The 20,517-nt window shown below is 66.5% G+C and carries 18 protein-coding genes; 9 read left to right on the top strand and 9 right to left on the bottom strand.

The window, feature by feature from the left end:
• The 6 genes from G8760_RS29385 to G8760_RS29360 form a co-directional block, all read left to right on the top strand.
• On the top strand, positions 1-2,066 hold a 2,066-nt coding region (locus tag G8760_RS29385), incomplete at its 5' end, for a DUF7927 domain-containing protein (protein ID WP_166356373.1).
• Positions 2,067-2,329: 263 nt separating this feature from the next.
• Complete coding sequence (locus tag G8760_RS29380; RefSeq protein ID WP_166356372.1) at positions 2,330-3,220, top strand: hypothetical protein; 891 nt, start codon at positions 2,330-2,332, stop codon at positions 3,218-3,220.
• Positions 3,221-3,385: 165 nt separating this feature from the next.
• Entirely contained in the window at positions 3,386-3,625 is a 240-nt protein-coding gene (locus G8760_RS29375; RefSeq protein ID WP_166356371.1) for a hypothetical protein, read from the top strand.
• 158 nt (positions 3,626-3,783) lie between these two features.
• The gene (locus tag G8760_RS29370) at positions 3,784-5,100 is read left to right on the top strand and encodes an ABC transporter substrate-binding protein (RefSeq protein ID WP_166356370.1); all 1,317 of its coding nucleotides are present in this window, start codon (positions 3,784-3,786) and stop codon (positions 5,098-5,100) included.
• 36 nt (positions 5,101-5,136) lie between these two features.
• Complete coding sequence (locus G8760_RS29365) at positions 5,137-6,096, top strand: carbohydrate ABC transporter permease (RefSeq protein WP_207782858.1); 960 nt, start codon at positions 5,137-5,139, stop codon at positions 6,094-6,096.
• Positions 6,089-6,925: a carbohydrate ABC transporter permease gene (locus G8760_RS29360; RefSeq protein ID WP_166356369.1), complete on the top strand. Its 837-nt coding sequence runs from the start codon at positions 6,089-6,091 to the stop codon at positions 6,923-6,925. Before G8760_RS29365 ends, G8760_RS29360 begins: the two co-directional genes overlap by 8 nt.
• A 44-nt stretch (positions 6,926-6,969) precedes the next feature.
• On the opposite strand, the gene G8760_RS29355 is transcribed toward G8760_RS29360, so the two are convergent.
• The gene (locus tag G8760_RS29355) at positions 6,970-9,432 is read right to left on the bottom strand and encodes a LuxR C-terminal-related transcriptional regulator (protein ID WP_166356368.1); all 2,463 of its coding nucleotides are present in this window, start codon (positions 9,430-9,432) and stop codon (positions 6,970-6,972) included.
• A 265-nt stretch (positions 9,433-9,697) separates the two neighbouring features.
• On the opposite strand from G8760_RS29355, the gene G8760_RS29350 reads away from it, so the two are divergent.
• Positions 9,698-12,487: an AAA family ATPase gene (locus tag G8760_RS29350; RefSeq protein WP_166356367.1), complete on the top strand. Its 2,790-nt coding sequence runs from the start codon at positions 9,698-9,700 to the stop codon at positions 12,485-12,487.
• Between the two features lie 20 nt (positions 12,488-12,507).
• On the opposite strand, the gene G8760_RS29345 is transcribed toward G8760_RS29350, so the two are convergent.
• The 8 genes from G8760_RS29345 to G8760_RS29310 form a co-directional block, all read right to left on the bottom strand.
• Positions 12,508-13,059, bottom strand: a complete 552-nt coding sequence (locus tag G8760_RS29345) for an RNA polymerase sigma factor (RefSeq protein WP_246222732.1) — start codon at positions 13,057-13,059, stop codon at positions 12,508-12,510.
• 135 nt (positions 13,060-13,194) lie between these two features.
• Positions 13,195-13,671 (bottom strand): pilus assembly protein TadG-related protein, encoded by a 477-nt coding sequence (locus tag G8760_RS29340; RefSeq protein ID WP_166356365.1) that lies wholly within the window; start codon positions 13,669-13,671, stop codon positions 13,195-13,197.
• Positions 13,668-14,168 carry a pilus assembly protein gene (locus G8760_RS29335; RefSeq protein WP_166356364.1) on the bottom strand — a complete coding sequence of 167 codons (501 nt, stop codon included), beginning with the start codon at positions 14,166-14,168 and terminating at the stop codon, positions 13,668-13,670. The genes G8760_RS29340 and G8760_RS29335 overlap by 4 nt, the downstream gene beginning before the upstream one ends.
• A complete protein-coding gene (locus G8760_RS29330; protein ID WP_207782857.1) occupies positions 14,165-14,554 on the bottom strand; it encodes a TadE family protein in 390 nt (129 codons plus the stop codon). The genes G8760_RS29335 and G8760_RS29330 overlap by 4 nt, the downstream gene beginning before the upstream one ends.
• Positions 14,551-14,790 (bottom strand): hypothetical protein, encoded by a 240-nt coding sequence (locus tag G8760_RS29325; protein WP_166356348.1) that lies wholly within the window; start codon positions 14,788-14,790, stop codon positions 14,551-14,553. Before G8760_RS29325 ends, G8760_RS29330 begins: the two co-directional genes overlap by 4 nt.
• Positions 14,791-14,844: 54 nt before the next feature.
• Positions 14,845-15,792, bottom strand: a complete 948-nt coding sequence (locus G8760_RS29320) for a type II secretion system F family protein (protein ID WP_166356362.1) — start codon at positions 15,790-15,792, stop codon at positions 14,845-14,847.
• Positions 15,789-16,649 carry a type II secretion system F family protein gene (locus G8760_RS29315; RefSeq protein WP_166356361.1) on the bottom strand — a complete coding sequence of 287 codons (861 nt, stop codon included), beginning with the start codon at positions 16,647-16,649 and terminating at the stop codon, positions 15,789-15,791. The genes G8760_RS29320 and G8760_RS29315 overlap by 4 nt, the downstream gene beginning before the upstream one ends.
• Positions 16,649-17,875, bottom strand: coding sequence for a TadA family conjugal transfer-associated ATPase (locus tag G8760_RS29310; RefSeq protein ID WP_166356360.1), 1,227 nt, complete (start codon positions 17,873-17,875; stop codon positions 16,649-16,651). Before G8760_RS29310 ends, G8760_RS29315 begins: the two co-directional genes overlap by 1 nt.
• Positions 17,876-18,204: 329 nt before the next feature.
• On the opposite strand from G8760_RS29310, the gene prfB reads away from it, so the two are divergent.
• Both prfB and G8760_RS30490 read left to right on the top strand, forming a co-directional pair.
• Entirely contained in the window at positions 18,205-19,320 is a 1,116-nt protein-coding gene (gene prfB, locus G8760_RS29305) for a peptide chain release factor 2 (RefSeq protein WP_207782856.1), read from the top strand.
• Positions 19,321-19,677: 357 nt separating this feature from the next.
• Positions 19,678-20,436 carry an LPXTG cell wall anchor domain-containing protein gene (locus tag G8760_RS30490; RefSeq protein ID WP_246222730.1) on the top strand — a complete coding sequence of 253 codons (759 nt, stop codon included), beginning with the start codon at positions 19,678-19,680 and terminating at the stop codon, positions 20,434-20,436.
• Positions 20,437-20,517 lie beyond the last annotated feature (81 nt).

Genomic DNA, 20,517 nt, shown 5'->3' with positions numbered 1-20,517 from the left:
TGGAGGGGCTGGATGCGAACCGGTTCCACATCACCGGGACGCTGGACGCGGGTCAGACCGTGACGGTTACCTATGAGGTGACGTTGCGCCCGGATGGTGAGCGTGGGGACAACCGTGCGCTCAACTTCCTGTTGGATCCGGATGAGGATCCGTTGTGTGACCCGGATGATCCGGATTGTGAGCCGCCGCCGTGTGAAGATGGTGACCCTACCTGCACCGAGACACTCATCGGCGAGGTCGATGAACGCAAGGAGGTTGAGGCGTCGGAGGACCCGGTTCAGGCCGGGACCGTGCTGACGTACACGTTGACCTTCGAAAACCTCGGTGAGGGCCCCGGCACGGTCGACACCGTCGATGATCTGACGCATGTGCTGGACGACGGTGACGTGACGGCGGGTCCGGATGTGTCTGATCCGGCGTTGTCGGTGGAGGGGCTGGATGCGAACCGGTTCCACATCACCGGGACGCTGGACGCGGGTCAGACCGTGACGGTTACCTATGAGGTGACGTTGCGCCCGGATGGTGAGCGTGGGGACAACCGTGCGCTCAACTTCCTGTTGGATCCGGATGAGGATCCGTTGTGTGACCCGGATGATCCGGATTGTGAGCCGCCGCCGTGTGAAGATGGTGACCCTACCTGCACCGAAACACCGATCGGCGAGATCGACCCGTCGAAGTTGGTGGACCCGGAGTCCGGCACGACGGTTCACGCAGGTGACGTCCTGACGTATACGCTGACGTTCGAGAACGTCGGCGAGGCACCGGCCGTTGTTGATCACGACGACGTGCTGGCCGGAGTGCTCGACGACGCGGACCTCACCGACGGTCCAACACCGTCCAGTGACGCGCTGACAGTGACCGGGCCGGACGACGGTCGTATCACGGTCACCGGGGTGTTGGATCCGGGCCAGGTGGAGACGGTGACTTACCAGGTGACCGTCAAACCCGACGGTGAACGCGGGGACAACCTGCTCGGCAACTTCCTCGTCGACGGCGGAACCGAACCGCCGGAGGAATGTGAACCGGACGACCCACGGTGCACCGAGAACCCGGTGCCAGAGGTCAGGGACTGGAAGGCGGTCGATCCCGCGTCCGGTACCCCGGTGACGGGTGGCGCCGAGCTGACCTACACCCTGACGTTCACCAACGACGGTCAGGCGGCCGGTGACGTGGACCGGGTCGACGACCTGACCCACGTGCTGGACGACGCCGACCTGATCGATGGGCCCACCGCGTCCGACGATTCGCTGGACGTAGCCGGACCGGACGATGACCACCGGATCCACATCACCGGGACCCTCGGTGCCGGGGAGACGGTGACGGTGACGTACACGGTTAAGGTGCGTGACGCGGGGGATCGTGGGGACGATGTCCTGGCGAACTTCCTGCTCGATCCGGATCAGGACACCCCGGACCCAGAGGATTGTGTGCCGGCGACGGGCGAGGATGCCGACTGCACCCGCAACCCGATCGGCAACGTCACCGCCGAGAAGTCGGTGGATCCGGAGTCGGGTACCGAGGTGGCGCCGGGGGACGAACTGACCTACACCCTGACCTTCACCAACCACGGTCAGGGGAGCGACGAGGTCGACTACGTGGATCATGCCGCCGGCATCGCCGACGACACGGTGCTGATCGACGGTCCTACGGCGTCCGACGAGGCCTTCGACGTGTCCGGGCCGGACGACGATCACCGGATCCACATCACCGGCACACTCGACGGCGGGCAGACGGCGACGGTCACCTACACCGTGCGCGTCCGCCCGTACGACGAGCAAGGTGACGGCCTGTTGGTCAACTTCCTCGTCCCAAGTGAGGAAGAACCGCCGGGTCAGTGCGAGCCGACCAACCCGCTGTGCACGGAAAACCCGATCAAGGAGCCTCCGACTGAGGAGCCTCCGACCGAGGAGCGGCCGAAGGATCCGGGCGACCCGGACCTGCCCGACACGGGCGCCGGCCTCAGCGGATGGATCCTGCTCGCGGGAGTCGTGCTGGTGGTTGGTGGGTTCGGGTTGGCTGCGGCCACCGGACGCCGGCGGCTGACCCTTGGCGGTCGTGACAACTAGCAAGGAGGAGGGGGCGGCCTGACGTCAGCCCGCCCGATACCACGAGGGCCCTCGCCGGCGAGTTCGCGCCGGCGGGGGCCCTCGGTGTCGTGAGGCGACCCCCCGACGGCCTGAAAGCTCTCTCTGTCCCGGATCGAAGCCGCCGTTTGTTGCTTATTGATGCCATGAACATCGGTTAACGTAGGGTGAGCTTCATTTATAGCCGACCTTGTCAGTTCACCTACCTATGCTTACAGCCATCTCATCTCCACCCAGGAGGACGGATGGTCAAGTCACCTCATGAAGCGCTCCATCGGGTCTTTCACGAGGATGCCGCCCTCGTGACCAGGGCACTCCGAAGAATGCTGGGCATCGAGTTGCCCGAACCGCAGGCGATCTCCGTCGTCAACACCGACCTCACCGAGATCGAACCCATCGAGCGGAGAGCAGACACCGTGCTGCTCGTCGAAGCCGACGTCGGAAGACACCTGGTCATCATCGAGTCCCAGACCCGAGAAGATCAGGACAAACGTAGCTCCTGGCCCTACTACATAGCGTTCCTGCACACCAAGTACCGGGTTCCTGTCACTTTGCTCGTTGTGTGCTCCGATGCGGCAACAGCCCAGTGGGCGCGGAAGCCCATCCGGATTGGTCTGCCTACACAGCCGTCATCGGTCACCTATCCATTGGTGCTGGGGCCGGACAACGTCGAGCCCATCATGGATCTCGACGAAGCGGTCGACGATGTGGTGTTGGCTGTGTTCTCGGCGCTCACACACAAAGAGTCGCACTACGCCGACAAGATCCTCGACACCTTGGCGTCGGCGCTGAACAGTATCGAGACCGATTCCGCGGCCTATCTCGCCGAGTTCGTAGAGGTAGGATTGGCGAGTACGGCCGCGTTCCACACGTGGAGGACATTGATGACGACCATGACGTACCCCTACCAATCTCACCTGCGTTCCCTCGGGCGCGAGGAGGGTTACGCCCAAGGGCGCGTTGAAGGGCGCGTTGAAGGGGAGGCGCGGTGTGTGCTCCGGGTGCTGGAGTCTCGTGGCATCGAGGTGCCGGGTGATGCGCGGGAACGGATCATGTCTGGTGCCGATGAGGCGACTCTAGCGCTCTGGCTTGATCGGGCGTTGACGGCCGAAACCGTCGAAGACCTGTTTGTTTAGGTCTCCGCGTCTCGCTACATGGGTGCGCGTCGAACGTCCTTGTGAGTCGTCGGTGTGCTGGGTACTGTCTTCGTGGCGCCTGATCGAGTGAGAGGTAGCGGTGCGCCGCATCCCGCCGCGTTCTGCCGATTCTGGGGTCCGTGTCGGTCACGTGTTTGTTGTGTGATGACGACCATGACGTACCCGTACCGGTCTTATCTGCGGTCCCTTGGGCGCGAGGAAGGTTACATTGAAGGGCGCGTTGAAGGGCGGGCGCGGGTTGTACTCCGGGTGCTGGAGTATCGTGGCGTCGAGGTGCCGGGTGATGCGCGGGAGCGGATCATGTCCGGTGCCGATGAGGCGACTCTGGCGCTCTGGCTTGATCGGGCGTTGACGGCGGAAACCGTCGAAGACCTGTTCGCCTAGGCGGCCCTGTCCAGCGGCGGTTTGCCGGGCGCCGCCGTGCCTGCCGTGATGTAATGAGGGCACATTAACGGCCGGTACGCAGGCGGTGGAATCTCCCGCGGGTGCCGGCCTTGTCACGGAGAACTCGGCGCCGGTTGGCCCGAGATGTGGGGTGCGGGTTGGGTTTACGCGGTCGTGCGGGTAGTGGGCTCTGTGCGGCGCTGATAGTGCTGGCTGGGTGTGGCGCGAACGACGCCGTCACGTCTGACGATGCTCGGGTCAGCTACTGGGCCGCCAGCATGACGTCGTCCATCACGCGGGACGAGGAGGTGCTGACGCCGCAACTCGAAGCCTTCACCGCCGAGACGGGTATCGAGGTCGACCTCGAAGTTGTGCCGTGGGACGACCTCTGGAATCGGATCCTCACCGCGGTCAGCAGTGGGCAAGGCCCCGATGTCCTGAACATCGGCACCACATGGTCGGCATCATTGCAGGCTACCGGTGCGTTCATCGAGTTCGACGACGAGACGATGCAGGCGATCGGAGGCGCGGAGAAGTTCGTTCCGACGAGTCTCAGCGCCACCGGTGCGGATGGTCAGGCACCAGTGGCGGTCCCGCTCTACGGCCAGTCGTACGCGCTCTACTACAACACCGAGATGTTCACCGAGGCCGGACTCGACACCCCGGGGACGTGGGACGAGATGGTGGCGGCCGGCCGGCAGCTCACCCTCGACACGACGGGTGATGGCGAGATCGACCAGTGGGGCGTCACCTTCCAGGGCGGCTGGTCGGGGGTGAGCGCCCACTTGATGTTCATCCTGGGCCGGCAGAACGGCGGGGCCCTCCTGGATGCGGCCGGTCAGCCTCAGTTCGATAGTGAGCCGCAGGTGGCGGCCGCTCGCCGGTACCTTGATCTGGTGGCCACCGATCGGATCGCGTCGCCGAGTGTGGCCGAACTGACCGGCGCTGGGCCGGCCACTGAGTTTGCGCAGGGCAACGCCGCCATGGTGATTGGCCAGGCCACCGTGCGGGGGGTGCTTGCCGACCTCGGCTTCGCCGACTATGGCGTCACTCGGCTCCCGAGCCCACGCACCGTGCGTGACGGCGGACACGACACGTCGACCATGGTGGCCGGCACCAACCTCACCGTCATGGACACAACGTCGGATCGGGCGGCGGCACTCGAGCTGGTTCGTCATCTCACCGACATCGACGCCCAGGTGGAACTCAACCTGGCGTATGGCACGCTGCCGGTCATCGAGGCTGCCTATGACCATGAGGCGTTCGACGACGATCACCTGCGGACGTTGCGCGACGTCCTTCGTGAGTATGCCGAACCTTTCCCTCAGGTGCCGGAGGCCGGCCAGGTTGAGTCTCTACTCGGCGGGGCGATGAAGGAGCTGTTGGCTCGGGTGGCCACCGGAGACGTCATCAGTGACGACGACATCAGGGCGGCGCTGCGGGACGCCGGGCAACAGCTGGAGGTTGGCCGCTGATCCGTGGTGACGCACAGGTCGGAGACAGACGCTGAGGTGCGGGCGAGACGTCAGCCCGGCCAGCTGAGCGACACCCCCAACGGGCGGGACAGTCGGCGGCGCCACTGGTTGCCGTATGTGCTGATTCTGCCGGCCGTGGTGGCTGAGTTGATCATCCACGTCGTACCGATCGTGCTGGGTGTCTGGACCAGCATGACGCAGCTGACCCAGCTGCACATCCGAGACTGGACCAACGCGCCGGTGATCTGGTTCGACAACTACCGGCATGGCTTGGACCCGGCCGGAGCCATCGGATCCGCGCTGGGGGACACGGTTCTGCGGACGCTTGCGTTCACGGTGCTGGTGGTTGCGTTGTCGTGGATCATCGGGATGCTGGCGGCGTATGTGCTGAACACCAGGGTCCGCGGTGCGAGGGGGTTCCGGCTGCTCTTCCTGGTGCCGTTCGCGGTGCCGACGTTCGCGTCCGTGCTCGCGTGGTCGTTCATGTTCAGCCGGGACCAGGGCGCTGTTAATCACGTGCTGGTCGATCAGTTCGGATTGCTGGACGAGCGGCCATTCTGGCTGATTGGCGACAATGCGTTCTGGGCGATGGTGGTGGTCGCCGTCTGGCGGTTGTGGCCGTTCGCCTTTCTTATGTTGCTCGCCGCATTGCAGGGTGTGCCGGGCGAGTTGGACGACGCCGCCGCCGTCGATGGTGCATCGCGCTGGCGAACCTTCCGTAGCATCACCCTGCCAGCGATCCGGCCGGTTAACGCGGTCGTCATCCTGATCATGGGGTTGTGGTCGTTCAACGAGTTCAGCGTGCCGTATGTGTTGTTCGGCCCGCGTCCACCTGAGTCGGCCACCCTGCTGGCCGCGCTGATCTACGAGCATTCGTTCGTCCATTTCGGCATGGGCCTGGGAGCTGCGATGAACGTCCTGGTTCTCATGTTCCTGCTCGGGGTGTCGCTGCTGTTCTTGCGCCTCTTTGTGCCACACGGGAGGCGGCATGCGTGAAGGTCCGGGATTCCGCTGGTTTCGCCGTGGTGTGTTGACCTTTCTGACCCTGATCACCGTCGTTCCCCTGTACGTCGTTGTCTCGTCGTCGGTGAAGCCACTGGCCGACGTTCAGGGCCGGTTCTCGTGGATACCGCGCGAGGTCACGTTGTCTCCCTACGTCGACACCTGGACGACCGTGCCGTTGGCCAGGTACCTGGTGAACAGCCTCATCGTGGCGGCTGTCTCGGCATCGCTGGCATTGCTGGTGGCAGTGGCGGCGGCGTATGCGCTGTCGAGGTTCACCTTCCGGGGCGACCGGGCGTTCCGGCTCGCGGTGCTGTCCACGCAGATGGTGCCCGGCATGCTCTTCCTGGTGCCGCTGTTCCTGATTTTCAGCCAGGTCCACACCTGGCTGGGGATTCGCGTGATCGGTACCCACGCCGGCCTGATCGTCACCTTCATGACATTCTCGCTTCCGTTCGCCATCTGGATGTTGACCGGTCTGTTCGCCGGGATCCCACGTGAAGTGGAGGAGGCGGCCCTGCTGGATGGGCTAGGGCGGATCGGGGTGCTATTGCGCATCGTCCTTCCACTCGCCCGGCCGGCGCTGGCCGCCGTGGGGATCTTCGCGTTCGTGATCGCATGGGGTGAGGTGTTGTTCGCATCCGTCCTGTCCGACGCCGACACTCGTACCCTCGCCGTTGGCCTACGCGCCTACATCACCCAGTCGACCGTGCTGTGGAATGAACTGATGGCGGCGTCGGTCATCGCGTCGGTGCCGGTGGTGGTCGGATTCCTGATGTTGCACCGACACCTGATGCGCGGGCTCGGAGCCGGTCTCAGGTGACGCGCTCGTGGCACCGCGTGAACGTGCGGTCGGAGCGGCGCGGTTCAGGTGAGCAGGCCGAGCGCGCGTGCGACGTCGACGGCTTGGTACCGATCGGTGACGCTGAGTTTGCGATATAAGCCGCGACTGATGGTCTTGAGCGTGTTCGCAGTGACGTACATCGATCCCGCGATGTCAGCGAGTGTGGCCGAACCGGCGAGGGCTGCCAGCAGCTGTGACTCGCGTTTGGACAGCACCGGCAGACCTGTGCTGCCCGCCCGCAGCAGGGCCGCCAGTTGCCGGCCGAGCCCGGCGCTCCGACCGGAGGGCACGCCGGGCAGCTGGCCGCTGATCACTGTGTCGCGCAGCTGAGGCAGCAGCATGACCGGTCGGCGGGCGCCGGTGCGCTCCAAGACCGCCACCAGTCTGGCGAACGCCGGACGAGGGTCATCGCCTTGACGTAACGCACACTCGGCCAGCAGGGCCAGGAGGTCGGCCCGGTCGGTGAGGGTCAGGCGATCGTCGATCTCCTGGTAGGGCGTCAGCTCGCGCCGGGCGCCGAGTGGATCGTCCAGGGCGAGGCAGATGCGAGCACGGGTGATGGCGACCAGCGGTGGCAGGACGGCTGTGTCGGCGACGTCGTCGAGGTGGTTGAGCGCGGTGATCGGTTCGCCGTCAACTAGATGGACGTGCGCGCGGGCGATCGCCGCCAACACCCGGTTGAGGGGCAGGTTGTTGGTGGGGTAGTCCGGCCCGGACAGAAGCATCGCCCGCTGTGCTACGCCTGTATCACCAGACATCAGCGCTAGGACCGACCACGCGTAGGCCAGCCGTGCCGCAGGTGGTTCGGCGTCCGCCTCGAGCCGGGCCTGCGCTGCGTGAAGGTGGTCCGGCACGGCCCAAGTGTGGCCGTACTCAAGATCGAGCATGCCTTGGGTGATGTGAAGATGGTCGGTGAACTGGCGTTCGAGCCAGCCGTGTTGGCCGAGAGTCACGAGCAGCGACTCAACCGTCTGCCGTGCCGCGGTGAGCTGACCGCGGAGGAAACAGACGTAGCTGAGTTTGGCTTCACTCGTGGCGGTGTACCACTCCGCCCGGTTGATCCGTGCCATGGTGCGCGCGGTGCGTAGCGCCGTCTCGGCCTCGGCCAGCTGGCCCGCGGCGAGCCTCGAGGTGCCTACCTGGTAGTGGAAAAACAGGATGCGGTTCGCATGTTCGCGCCGCTGGGTGTCCGTCGCTGTCTCGATGAGTTCGCGTGCGGTGTGTTCGATCGTGTTGGCTGTTTCGATGTCGCCGCGGCACCGCGCCAGGTGCATGCTGAGCGATCGGTGCGACATCACCGGACCGTTCAGCGATGACTGATCCAGGAGTTTCTCGGCTTGGTTCAGCCTGAGTGCGAAGGTCTCGATATCCGGCGGTGGGCGCAGGGCGGTGACCCCCGCCATCAGCAGCAACGCGGGATCGCCGGCGACGACGTCGTCGGCGAGCGCGGCGAACGCCTGTCCCGCCTGCTCCCAGCTGCCCCGAGGCGCCACCTCACTCATCGATTGTTCCTTGAGGACGCTGAGGACTATGTCGTGCAGCGACGCCTCGAGCAGATGCGGGAGAGCGTCGACGGCTCGACCGGCAGCGATCATGGCATGCGCGGCCCGCGTGGCGAGGGTGGTACGCCGCCCCGGCTGACCGAGATCCAAGTCGGCCAGCAGGCATTGGCGGAGAGGCTGCAACAGGCGCCAGTGATCGGGGCCGTCGTATCGGACCCAACCGCGCCGGGCCCAATGGTCGACGACGTCGGCGGGGTTCGCCGTGGTGTGATCGGCGAGCAGAATCGCCAGGGCGGGGAGGTCGAATCGGGGGAGCACCGCCGCGTCGGTGAGTAACGCACGTTCCTGGTGAGACCGCGCAGCGAGAACCTCGTCCCGGACGAACTGGGTGGCCAGCTCCGGCAGCTGGCGCATGGTGCCGGAACCGCGGTGGCGGAGGGCCGCGCTGACGAGTGCGGGCCAGCCATCGGTGGTGTAGTGGAGGTCGGTGAGCTCCTCTCGGCTCAGCGCCACACCCAGCTGGTCAGCCAGCGCGTCGACCTCGTCAATGGTGAAGAACAACTCGTCCACGGGGACCACACGTGCGCGCCCCTCAAGCAGCATCGCCGCCGTGACCTCCGCCAGCGGATGGCGGGTTGCCACGAGCACGCGGGTGCCAACCGTGTGGGCCGTCTTGAGGGTTGAGCGCCGAGTGCCGGTGTCCACTCCACAAGCGTCGTCGATCATCAGCACCCGAATGTCGGCCGGCACCGGGCGCTCGGCTTGGCCCTCCGGGCCACGGTGGACCCAGTTGACGGAGCCATCACCCATCCGGCGCGCGATCTGGGCGAGGAGGACGGACTTGCCGCTGCCGGCTGGTCCTTGCAGCACGACGATGGAGGGAGCATCAGCGGTGCTGAGGGCCGTCAGCAGCCGGGGCCGGGGGATAGCCGATGAAGCGGCGGTCGCCGACTCCGCAGCTATCTCGGGCCCATCGACGGGCAAACCCACCACTCTCCCGTCCGCTCATGAGGCGGGAAACCACCCCGTTGCGATCCGCTTCCTTTGTATCACCCCGATGATCACCCCGAAGATCACCCCCTAGAGAGGTTTGGCCGCGTGAACTGTGCATCAGGGTGATCACCCTTGCCTTCACCCCGAAGACCACCCCGGCATTCTCATCAGAATCACGAGATACCGCTGTCCTGGTGAATATCGTGACGAGAAGCCATTGGGGGCCTGCTCGCACGTGTCGTTTGGTGTGGACCAGATGCTTGGGGGCGAGATGGCGTTGCGCGGCGAGCTGATCGGCCGTGACGAGGAGCATGATCGACTGTGGGCGTTGGTGACCGCGACGTTGTCGGGGTCGGGTGGTGGAGCCGTCGTCACCGGCAACTCTGGTGTGGGCAAGACGGCGCTGCTGCGAGATCTGGCCGACCGCGCGCGAGCCGATGGTGGGACCGAGCCCGGGGCGCTTGCGGTGTCCTACGTTGTTGGTGCCGGAGCCGAACGGGAGTGGCCATACTCCGGGCTACACCTTGCGTTGTCCGCGGTGGCGGACTCGCTGGCGTCGAGGTGTCCGGCCGAGTCGGCACATCTTGTGCAGAGCCTGCTGAAGGAACTGACGCCTACCGCCACCGGCTACGAGGTCGCGATCCGGTTGCAGGCGTTGATCGCCGAAGTCGCCGCCCCGGTTGTTTTGCTGATCGACGACGCTCACCTATTGGACCCACGTTCTCAGGAGGTCCTGGGTTTTGTGACCCGGAGGTTGCGTGGCAGCCCTGTTGTGGTCGTTGTGGCGGGCCTGGCTGGCGAGGAGTTCGAGCAATATCGAGGTCTGACCGCGGTCCACCTTGATGAGCTCCCGAGCGCGGAGGCGGTCCGGCTGGTTCAACGGGCCGGGAATCCACCGGTACGCCGGGCGGTTGCTGAACGAATCGTCGCCCTCGCGGGAGGCAACCCGCGGGTATTGCTCGACGCGGTGAGCCGGCTCCCCGTCGCCCAGCTGACCGGACACGTCGAGCTGGATCGTTACCTGCCGAAGTCACCCGTGCTACACGACATGTTCGGCGCGGTTCTGGACGGGCTCGACGACACCCGCCGGCACGCATTGCTGCTGGCCGCCGCAGCCGACGGTCACCTGGCACCGTTGACCAGGGCACTCGACGGCGCCGTCGACGGCACGGCGGCGTGGTTGCTGGACCACCACCTGGATGGATCGGACGGTACCTTCCGCTTCCGTCAGCCGCCGCTGCAATCGCTGGTCTGGCAGGCCGCGACCCCGTCGGAGCAGCGACGCGCGCACCAGGAGCTGGCGGAGGTCCTCTCTGGTCCAACCGCGGGTCAGCCCGAGGCCGACCAGAGCGTTTGGCACTTGGCGCAGACCACCATCGATGAAGACGACGACCTCGCGGCTCGGCTGATGGCCGCGGCCCATCGGGCCCGCACTCGAGGAGAGGTGGACCGTGCGCTGGCCTTGAGCCGGGATGCGGTCCGGTTGACCGGAGATACCTGGGACCGGGGCGACAGGCTGATCGTGGCCGGCAATCTGGCTTTGGTCAGCGGCCGGCTCGACGAGGCGATCGGGATGGCGCGGGAGAGGTTTACCCAGGACACCACTGCGGTTCAGCGAGCCGATCTAGCGCTGCTGGAGGTACGGGCTCGAAACCTGCTCGGCGGTGACGTCGCCGTCGGGCTGATCGCGAGGCATGTCGAGGAGGTAGGCGAGCTCGACCCGGGGCGCGCGGCGCGTCTTGAGCTGGCCGGTGCCATGGGCTTCGCGTGGCGGATGGAACAGGCTGAGGCCTCCAGGCTGTTGACCTTGGCCGGGCACTATGCCGCCGACTTCGACGATGCTACCCGGCACGCACATCAGTGCGCCTCGGCCTGGATCGGTTCCATCTCCGGCGATCCGTGTACCGCGGCCACGCAGTTGCCGCAGGAGGCGCCGTCGAAAGTTGGTGAGGGTGATGTGCTCTCCGACGCCGAGTGGTCGGTGTGCCGCGCCATGGTCCTCATGCGTGCCGAGCGGATGGACGAGGCTCGCCGCCTATTGCAGGACGTCGTTATGGACGGGAGGTTCAGCGGGGCGACATTGCTGCAAAGCGCCGCCCAGTCGGCCCTCGTGGAGTTGGAGGTGCGGGCCGGTCGGCTCCCAGCGGCCCACGCCGCGGCGACGGCCTGGGAGCGTACGGCCATCGGCGGGGTATGGCGGTCCGTTGTCTCCGCACACATGATCCGGGTGTACGGGCTCCTGGGTGAGCCGGAACTGGCTTGGCAGTGCCGGCAGCAAGCGGTCGAAGGGGCGCGTCGGCACGGTGACGGATGGGCGACCGCGGTGGCGCAGGCGGAGACCGGTGCGCTTCTGCTCGTGCTGGGGCAACTCGACGAGGCTGTCCCCGTGCTGGAGCATGCCCGCCGGTACGCGCTGGAGCATGTAGATCCGTCGCTTCTGCCAGCTGAGCCGGAGTACATCGAGGCCTGCATACGGGCCGGGGAGCCGGGACGCGCCGGGGCAGCGTTGGCGGACTTCGCCGACCGCGTTCAGAAGGTGCCATCGGCATGGGCGCAGCACGCCCTAGCCCGATGTAGGGCGCTGACCGCGGAAGGGGAGGCATCGATCGAGCTGTTTCACGAAGCTGTCGACGTCCGAGCCGAGCTTGTATCTCCGCTGGAACTGGCCCGAACGATGCTGTGTTTCGGTGAGCGGTTGCGTCGGCTCGGTCGCCGGGTGGAGGCGGCCCGCTGGCTCTATCGGGGATTGGTGCTCGCTCAGGAGTGTGGTGCCGGGGCGCTGGTGACCAGAGCCGAACGTGAGTTGCGGGCCGCCGGGCGTTCACCGGCGTCGGAGACGGCTCACCTAGGCGAACTGACCGAGGCCGAACAGCGCATCGCGTCGCGAGTAGCGGCCGGGAAGCGGAACCGGGAGATCGCGACCGAATTGTTCATCTCCGTTCGCACGGTGGAGACTCATCTCGGCCGGATCTTCCGCAAGTTGGGTATCCGGTCGAGAACGGAACTCGTCGGTTTGGTCAAGGCCGACACCGACCCCACCGGCTGACCGGGAGCGCCGGGTACTGGCTACGCCTCCTGGAGTTGAGCCAAGTACGCCGAGCGGAGTGCCCCGCGGGCGCGCGTGGCCAGGCTCGATACGGCGTTGGCGGTCATCTTCATGCCGGGCGCCAGCTCGGCCGGCGAGTAACGGTCGACCTCGATAAGCCAGAGGACACTGCGCCAGCGGCTCGGCAGACTGGCCCACGCCGCGGCCACGAGATCGGTCTGTGGTGAATGAAAGGCCGGTGGGGCGATCAGCCGCTCCCACAGGGTGTTGTCGTCGGTGCACGTCATGCGGCGCTGGACGAGCGCGTGCCGGTAGGCCAACCGCTTGACCGTGGCCAGGATGTACGCCCCGAACGAATCGGTTGGGCCGTGCCCGGAGCGCACCGCGCGCAAGGTTTGGTAGAAGGCGTCGTGGACGAGATCGTCGGCTACGTCGGCGTCGCGCACGATGTGACGGGCAGCGCTACGGGCGTTTGGCGCCACTCGTCGATAGAGCGTGGTGAACGCTTCGTCGTCGCCCCTTCTGACCCGGTGGAGCAAGGTCATGTCGTCGTCCGCATCCGCCCGCTGCATCACGATCATGACGTTGCCGGTGGTGGCCCGGGCGCCGCGTCGTGGTTATCCACATACGGCTGGGCCCGCAACTACGTACGTACCCGGAAACCAGGCAAAAGCTGGACAAATATCGACGACGTACGGGAGGGTAAGTCAGTCGATTGGGACTAAAGCGGTGGATTTGGCGGTGATCTGCACCTCCGTCCGCCCCTGGGTGAGATGGCCGAACGGCAGGAGCGGCGCCGAAGCGGTGAATTCGACGGTGACCTGCCCGCTACCGCGGTCCACCGTCACCTGCGCGACGGCGAAACTGTCGAATCGGCCAGCCAGGTCGTGCCGTGCCGCGTAATCGACGACCGCCCGGTGGGCGGCCACCGGGGAGATCGGTAGGACCGACACGGGTGCACCGCCGTAGAGATCCTCGTGAGCAACCTGCTGAGCAGCGACGGTGACCGCACCATCGGTCCAGGAACTGAGCGAGCGCCGGACAAGAAAAGCGTTCGATGCGCTGGCGACCGTGGCGACGACGAGCCCCAGGACCAAGGCGAGGCCGATGATCAACAGGGTGATCTGGCCGGACTCGTGATCGTCAGGCACCCAACGGCCGCGTCGAGTGTGGCCCGTGGTCATGACGCCGGCCGGTAGCGGTCGACCACGGCAACATGGGTGGCCGTGACGGGGATCCGGGTGTGTGCGACACCGGCCAGAACATCCGGGACCAAAGGCAGCGCCACCTCCGTGTGGACCGTCACCGTGACCTCGGTGCCAGGCCGATGGCATGGTGCGGCCGGGCAGGTCACGTTGACGGACACGTCCCCGGCGTCGAGCCTCTGGTCGCGTAGTGCCACGGCCGCGGCCTGGCGGGCAGCGGAAAGGTCTCCGGTGACGACGTACAACCGGCCTGCCTCTCGGGCGGCTTGGGTGACCCCGTACGACGAGCGTTGCACATCCAGCGTGGCCACCATGATGTACACCACCGGCACGAGTAACAACAGGCCGAGTAGGTGAAACTCCACGATGGCGGACCCACGTTCCCCGCCGGTGATCCACCGTCGAAACGTCGTCCGTCGCGCGGCCCGCACCGGCCGCCCCGTGTCGGCCTGACCGCGGGCGAAGAACCGGATCACCGCCCCGGCTCCGCGATCGCGTGTGCGGTGGCGGACAGGCCGCGCTCGACGCCGAGTAGGCCGAACACTGGCAGGGTCGTGGTGACCGTGACCTCGACGGCCGGTGCGCCACCAACCTCAGTCGTCCGGACGTGGACGTCGCCGCCGAGCCGTGCCGACAGTGATGAGGCCAGCAGTGTGCGGGTCCGATCCGCACCGTCGGCCGGCCCGCGATTGGCGTTGGCCGCGTATCGGGCGCCCTCGGCGGCGCTGGCCACCAACGTGTTGCGGACGTGTATCACCAAGCCAATCTGGACGATGGCGAGGAACAACGTCACGAGGAGGACCGAAACGAGGGTGAACTCCACCACCGCCGAGCCGCGCTCCTGGCTCGCCCGGAGCTTCACGGCCGGACGACGCTGAGTGCCGCTTCGAGGATCTGGCGTAGATACTGCTCGGCGAATGGCCACAAGACGGCGACGATTCCGGCGGACATGATGGTGATCAGGACCCATCCCGGCACGTCGCCCCGTTCGTCGCGCAGATGTTCCCGCAGTGACGGCCGTCGGTCGGGGCGAGCGGACGACTGCACGGATGGCCGGCGGATACGACGGGGGCGAACGATCGTTGGGGAGGGCGGCATGGTGCTTCCTTTCGGTGCTGACTGTGCTGGGCCGGGTCGTTGCCGGGCCGGGTCTTAGGGAACAACGGTGCTGATGTGGACGATGCCGGGGTAGAGCGCGAAGACGATGGTGACGGGTAGGACGAGAAAGACCACCGGGAACAACATGGCCAGCTCCCGCCTACTGCCGGTCTCCATCAGGCTGCGTTTGCGTAGCTCGCGGACGTCGGCTGCCTGGGCGCGCAGCACGTCCGCCAGTGGTGTACCGCGCTCGACGGCCACCGCGACGCCGTCGACGAACCGCGCTAGTGGCGTCAGGCTGGTCCGCTCGGCGATCCGGTCCAGGGCGTCGACCAAGCCGGCACCGGTGCGGGCCTCGGCAAGGGCCCGGTGCAACTCCCTGGCCAACTCCCCCTGGCTCGTGCGGGTGACCCGTTCCAGGGCCCCGACAGCACCGTCGCCGGCGGCGACGGACAGCGCCAACAGGTCGGCGATGGTGGGAAACTCACCCAGCATCCGCCGCTCGCGCTCCCGTACAGCTGCGGTGAGCCGGTGATCGCAGGCGACGACACCTCCCACGGCACCGGCGACGCAGAACATCAGCAGCAACACCGGTGAACCCGTATACCCGCCGGCGAGCAAGATGAGGCTGATCGCCACGGCACCACCTGCAGCGGCTGCCGCCCATATCAGCTGCCGGACGCGGAACTGGTGAATGCTCTGGTGCCGACCGGCCTGGTCCAGCCTGCGGCGTACGGACGCGGAGCCGCCGAGTAGCCGCCCCAGGGTGGTGGCGGCTTTGGACACATACGGGCGCAGAATCCGCTCAAGGGTGGGCAGCGGAGTCAGGGACTCGTCGGCGACCATACGTTCGATCCGGTGATCACCGGGACGGCTGGCGTACGGAGCAAGCCGGTCGTCCAGACTGGGCCGGTTGCGCGCGGGGAGTCGTGCCCAGACGAGTAGGAGTCCCGCGCCGGCGCAGAGCCCCAGCAACATACCCGTCGTCCAGGTGGCGCTCATCGCAACACCCGCTGCTCGCGGGGGAGCCGGCCCAAGCGCATCATCAACCGGTACGCGAGGGCACACAACCCGGCCCCGCCGCCCAGCACCAGCCAGCCCGACGGCGCGTTGAACGCCTGCACGGACGCCGACCGCATAGACAACAGGGCCAACAGCGCCCACGGTGCGGCTACCGCGAGGCGGGCGGCGTTGATCACCCACGATTGCCGGCTTTCCAGCTCGGAGCGGGTGCGGGCATCGTCGCGCAGGAACGATGACAACGTGCGCAGCAGCCGGCCGAGATCGGTGCCACCCACATCACGGGCGATCCGCAGCGACTCGACGATACGGTCGCCGGTAGGGTCGGCCAGCCGTTGCTTCAGGGCATCCAAGCACTCGCCGAATCGGCCGCTGGTGCGGTAGTCGAGAGCGAAGCGCTGGAACGGCCGGCGGAGCGGCTCGGGCCCGCGGCTGCCCAACTGGGCCAGCGCCTCAGGTAGAGCCAACCCCGCCCGGACAGCGGAAGCGAGGTGGTCGACGGCGTCCGGCCAGAGGTCGCGGAGTTCTCGGCGGCGCGTTCGGGCACGCGCCCGTACCAGTGCGATCGGGGTATACGCGCCGAAGACGGCGAAGGCGAGTGCGATCGGCCACGTGCGCGAGACCGCGAGGAACACCGTCCCGGCGACCGCGCCTAGTCCGGCACTGGAGATGATCAGTTGGCGTGGGGTGACGGCCTCCAGACCGGCTTCGGCGATCAGGTCCGACAGCCGGTGCCACCCGCCGAACCGCAGCACGGCCGGCGTGCTCCCCGGAAAGCTCCAGGCGTGCCACATCATGAGCAGCCCGGTGCCCGCGGTGAGTCCCAGCAGCGCGCCCATCAGGCCGGTCCGAGGAGTGTCTGGAGGTCGAAGCCGGCCCGTTCGAATCGCTTCGGGTGTGGTGGGTACCCATCAGCGCGGACCAAGTGGTGGCCATCGTGGGTGAAGATCGGTTCGAGTTCCACGACTCCGCCTTCGACCCGGCCCGGGACCGCCACGATCTCCTCGACCTGCCGTTGCCCGTCGGCTCGGAGTTCGACGTGAACCACCAGATCGATGCAGCCGGCAACGGTCGGCACGACGAATGCGCTGGCGATGTTCTCACCGGCGAGCAGGGGAAGGGTGCAGAGTTTCGTGATCGCTTCACGAGCGTTGTTGGCGTGGATGCTGCACATCCCGGGCAGCCCTGAGTTGAGGGCGATCAGCAGGTCCAAGCACTCATGTTGACGAACCTCACCGACGACGATGCGTTGCGGGCGCATCCGCAGAGCCTCTTTCACGAGGTGCCGCAGGGTGATTTCGCCGCTGCCCTCCAGGTTCGCCTGGCGCGTCTGCATGCGGACCACATCGGGGAGGGGCGGCTGGATCTCGAAGACTTCCTCGACGGTAATCACTCGTTCACGTGCGGGTACGGCGGCCACGAGGCAGTTCAGCACCGTTGTTTTGCCGGCTTGAGTGCCGCCCGAGACGATGATGTTGAGTCCGGACGCGACACACGCGTCAAGGAACCGGGCGGCTGCTTCGGGCAGGGTTCGGCGTCGGACGAGGTCGTCCAATCCCGCAGCCGGCAGTACCTGTTTGCGGATGTTGACCGCCCAATGCTCCGGCGTGATGTCGGGGATGACCACGTGCAGCCGACTGCCGTCGGCGAGGGATGCGTCCACGAAAGGCGTGGACACGTCTACCCGCCGGCCCGACGCCTTGAGCATCCGCTCGACGAGCCCGCGGACGTCGTCGGCGGTGAGGATGGTGGTGGTGAGTTCGCTGCGGCCGTGCCGGGCGACGAAGACGCGGTCGGGCCGGTTGATCCAGATCTCTTCGATCTCGGGGTCGTCGAGGTAGCGCTGTAGTGGCCCGTATCCGGCGACGGTGTCGACGACGGACCGGACGACGGCGGTGGGGTCGTCGAGCGGAGGCAGTGGTATCGACAGGCTCCGTTCTCCGTACGTACTGACGACGTCGCCCACGATGCGCCGGACGGCGTCTCGCTGCGTCAGGGGATCGATGCCCTCACGGCGGACGACCTCGCGCACCTCGGCGTCGATGATGTCGACTGCGCCGTGCATAACGTCTCACCCACCAAAAACATCAGTTGGTTTTTCGAGCGCTGATCATGTCCTGAACTACGTGTCGAGTTCAAGCCCGATTCCGGTTTGTCCACAGGTGGGTGGCTGTAAGAGGCCGCGCGGAATGGGAGTCGTCGGGTTCGCGAGCCCGGGCATCCTGGCTGGGCGGCGTTCTCGTCAGTCGACGCACAACCCCAGTGCGCCTCCTTCCTCGGCCTTGCCAGCCAGGCGCCCAACCCCGCTCACTACCCGCCGCCCCATTCCGCGCGGCCTCTTAGTGATCCGTGTATGGGCGACGGTGCTCGGTGGAGCGCGTACTCTTGGGAGACGTGGCAGAACGTGACATCGACACAGAGATCGCCGAGCTCTCTCAGACGCTGGCTGGCGTGGAGCAGGTCTTGGAGCCGGAGAAGCTTCGGGAGCAGGTCGCCGAGCTCGAGGAGCAGGCGGCCACTCCCAATCTGTGGGACGACACCGACCGGGCCCAGAAGGTCACCAGCCGGTTGTCCTATGCGCAGGCGGAGTTGCGTAAGGTGACCGAGCTGCGCCAGCGTGTCGACGACCTGCCCGTCATGGTCGAACTCGGCCGCGAAGAAGGCGACGCGGACGCGATGGCCGAGGTGAACCGGGAGCTCGATGAACTCGGGGAACTCATCGCCGACCTGGAGATCCGCACGCTTCTGTCCGGCGAGTACGACGAGCGCGAAGCCGTCGTCACCATTCGTGCCGGCGCCGGTGGTGTCGACGCGGCGGACTTCGCCGAGATGCTGCTGCGGATGTATACCCGGTGGGCGGAGCGGCGCGGCTACCGAGCGGATGTTCTCGATACCTCGTACGCCGAAGAGGCCGGCCTGAAGTCGGCGACCTTCGAGGTTAAAGCACCGTTCGCCTATGGGCAGCTATCGGTTGAGGCGGGGACGCACCGATTGGTTCGAATCTCGCCGTTCGACAATCAGGGGCGGCGGCAGACATCGTTCGCCGCGGTCGAGGTGGTGCCGCTGATCGAACAGACCGACCACATCGAGGTCCCGGAGACGGACATCCGTATCGACGTATTCCGCTCGTCCGGTCCCGGCGGCCAGAGTGTCAACACGACCGACTCCGCGGTGCGGATCACCCACCTCCCCACCGGGTTGGTTGTGTCGATGCAGAACGAGAAGTCGCAGATCCAGAACCGGGCCGCCGCCATGCGGGTGCTGCAATCACGGCTGTTGCTGCTCAAGCGCCAGGAGGAGCAAGCGCAGAAGAAGGAGCTCGCCGGTGACGTCAAGGCGTCGTGGGGAGACCAGATGCGGTCGTACGTTCTGCAGCCGTACCAGATGGTCAAAGACCTCCGTACCGAATATGAGGTCGGTAACCCCCAGGCCGTATTCGACGGCGACATCGACGCGTTCCTCGAGGCTGGGATCCGTTGGCGCAAGCAGCAAGAGGCTGCCTCATCGTGATCGACCAGCCGCGGGCCGAGGACGGCCGCTGATCATTTCTCCGGTCTCCGCGCGTCGTTGGTTTCCTCTTCCCCGCTCTGCCATTAAGGGCAATGGCCTCTGGCCGAGTCGCCGGAGGGAGTTCGGTCACAAAACACAAAAAGTGGGCATGTGGACTGGTGGGGCGCGGTGTCCCTTGTGTACAGTTCGGCCTGGTTGTTACATAAGGTGCGACCCAGGCCGTCGGGGGGCCTGCTACGCGCAGTTTCGAGAGGCCGGTATTTTCGCATGTCTAGATCTGATACTTCAGTGCGTCCCGGTCGGGGGCGCCTCGCGCTTTCCGCGGGACTAGCGAGCCTGCTCACTGGTGGTGCACTCGTGGCTGTCGGCCTGGTGTCCACCGCTTCCGCCGATCCCACCGAACCGCAGTACGTCCCGTTCGATAGGAACGCCAAGACGTGCGATGACCTTGAGATCTTTAGCGATCCTGACCCCTTGATCGACACTGAGGGTAAGTCTGCCGCCAACGAGTACGTCAGTGGCGAGGTGACGGACAACGCCGAAAACCCTGAGGGTGAGGTGCTCAACGTCGAGAAGGTGAATCCGAATGTCGTGATCACCGCGACCGTCCTCAAGGGTGGTCAAGGTGGGGGCGGCGTGTACTACCCGGGTGAGCCCATCGATGACATGTACATTCCGCATCACAGCCAGGAAGGCAAGGCGCACGCCATCAGCCACTGGTTCGTGTGCGGGTACGTTCCTGAGCCGACTGAGACGCCGGATCCGACTGAGACGCCGGATCCGACTGAGACGCCGGATCCGACCGAAACCCCGGATCCGACCGAGACACCTGACCCGACCGAAACCCCGGATCCGACCGAAACCCCGGATCCGACCGACGAGCCCACGGACGAGCCGACCGACGAACCCACGGACGAGCCGACCGACGAACCCACGGAGGAGCCGACCGGTACACCCGAGCCGACCCCTCCTCCGGGCGAAGATGAAGACGAGGACGACGAGCAGTTGCCGGACACCGGTACTTCGTCGGCCTGGATGCTCGGTGGAGCGGCACTGTTGCTGCTCGGTGGCGGCCTGGTGGTCGCTGGCCGGCGCGGCCTGACCAGCGCGGTCTGACGCCCAACGCGGCAGACGACCTCCTGCGGGCGCCGAACCGCACTGGCATGCACGTCGATATGGAGTGTGGTTCGGACGGCC

Source organism: Phytoactinopolyspora limicola (genome assembly GCF_011320225.1).
GTDB classification, from domain to species: Bacteria; Actinomycetota; Actinomycetes; order Jiangellales; family Jiangellaceae; genus Phytoactinopolyspora; species Phytoactinopolyspora limicola.
The sequence above is the reverse complement of the archived record's forward strand: the minus strand, read 5'-3'. Positions and strand labels throughout refer to the sequence as shown.

Bases quoted from the DNA above. Each gene is read 5' to 3' on its own strand.
- G8760_RS29380 (WP_166356372.1), top strand. From the start codon at position 2,330: ATGGTCAAGTCACCTCATGAAGCGCTCCATCGGGTCTTTCACGAGGAT.
- G8760_RS29375 (WP_166356371.1), top strand. From the start codon at position 3,386: ATGACGACCATGACGTACCCGTACCGGTCTTATCTGCGGTCCCTTGGG.
- G8760_RS29360 (WP_166356369.1), top strand. From the start codon at position 6,089: ATGCGTGAAGGTCCGGGATTCCGCTGGTTTCGCCGTGGTGTGTTGACC.
- G8760_RS29350 (WP_166356367.1), top strand. From the start codon at position 9,698: ATGCTTGGGGGCGAGATGGCGTTGCGCGGCGAGCTGATCGGCCGTGAC.
- G8760_RS29345 (WP_246222732.1), bottom strand. From the start codon at position 13,059: ATGCAGCGGGCGGATGCGGACGACGACATGACCTTGCTCCACCGGGTC.
- G8760_RS29340 (WP_166356365.1), bottom strand. From the start codon at position 13,671: ATGACCACGGGCCACACTCGACGCGGCCGTTGGGTGCCTGACGATCAC.
- G8760_RS29325 (WP_166356348.1), bottom strand. From the start codon at position 14,790: ATGCCGCCCTCCCCAACGATCGTTCGCCCCCGTCGTATCCGCCGGCCA.
- G8760_RS29320 (WP_166356362.1), bottom strand. From the start codon at position 15,792: ATGAGCGCCACCTGGACGACGGGTATGTTGCTGGGGCTCTGCGCCGGC.
- G8760_RS29315 (WP_166356361.1), bottom strand. From the start codon at position 16,649: ATGGGCGCGCTGCTGGGACTCACCGCGGGCACCGGGCTGCTCATGATG.
- G8760_RS29310 (WP_166356360.1), bottom strand. From the start codon at position 17,875: ATGCACGGCGCAGTCGACATCATCGACGCCGAGGTGCGCGAGGTCGTC.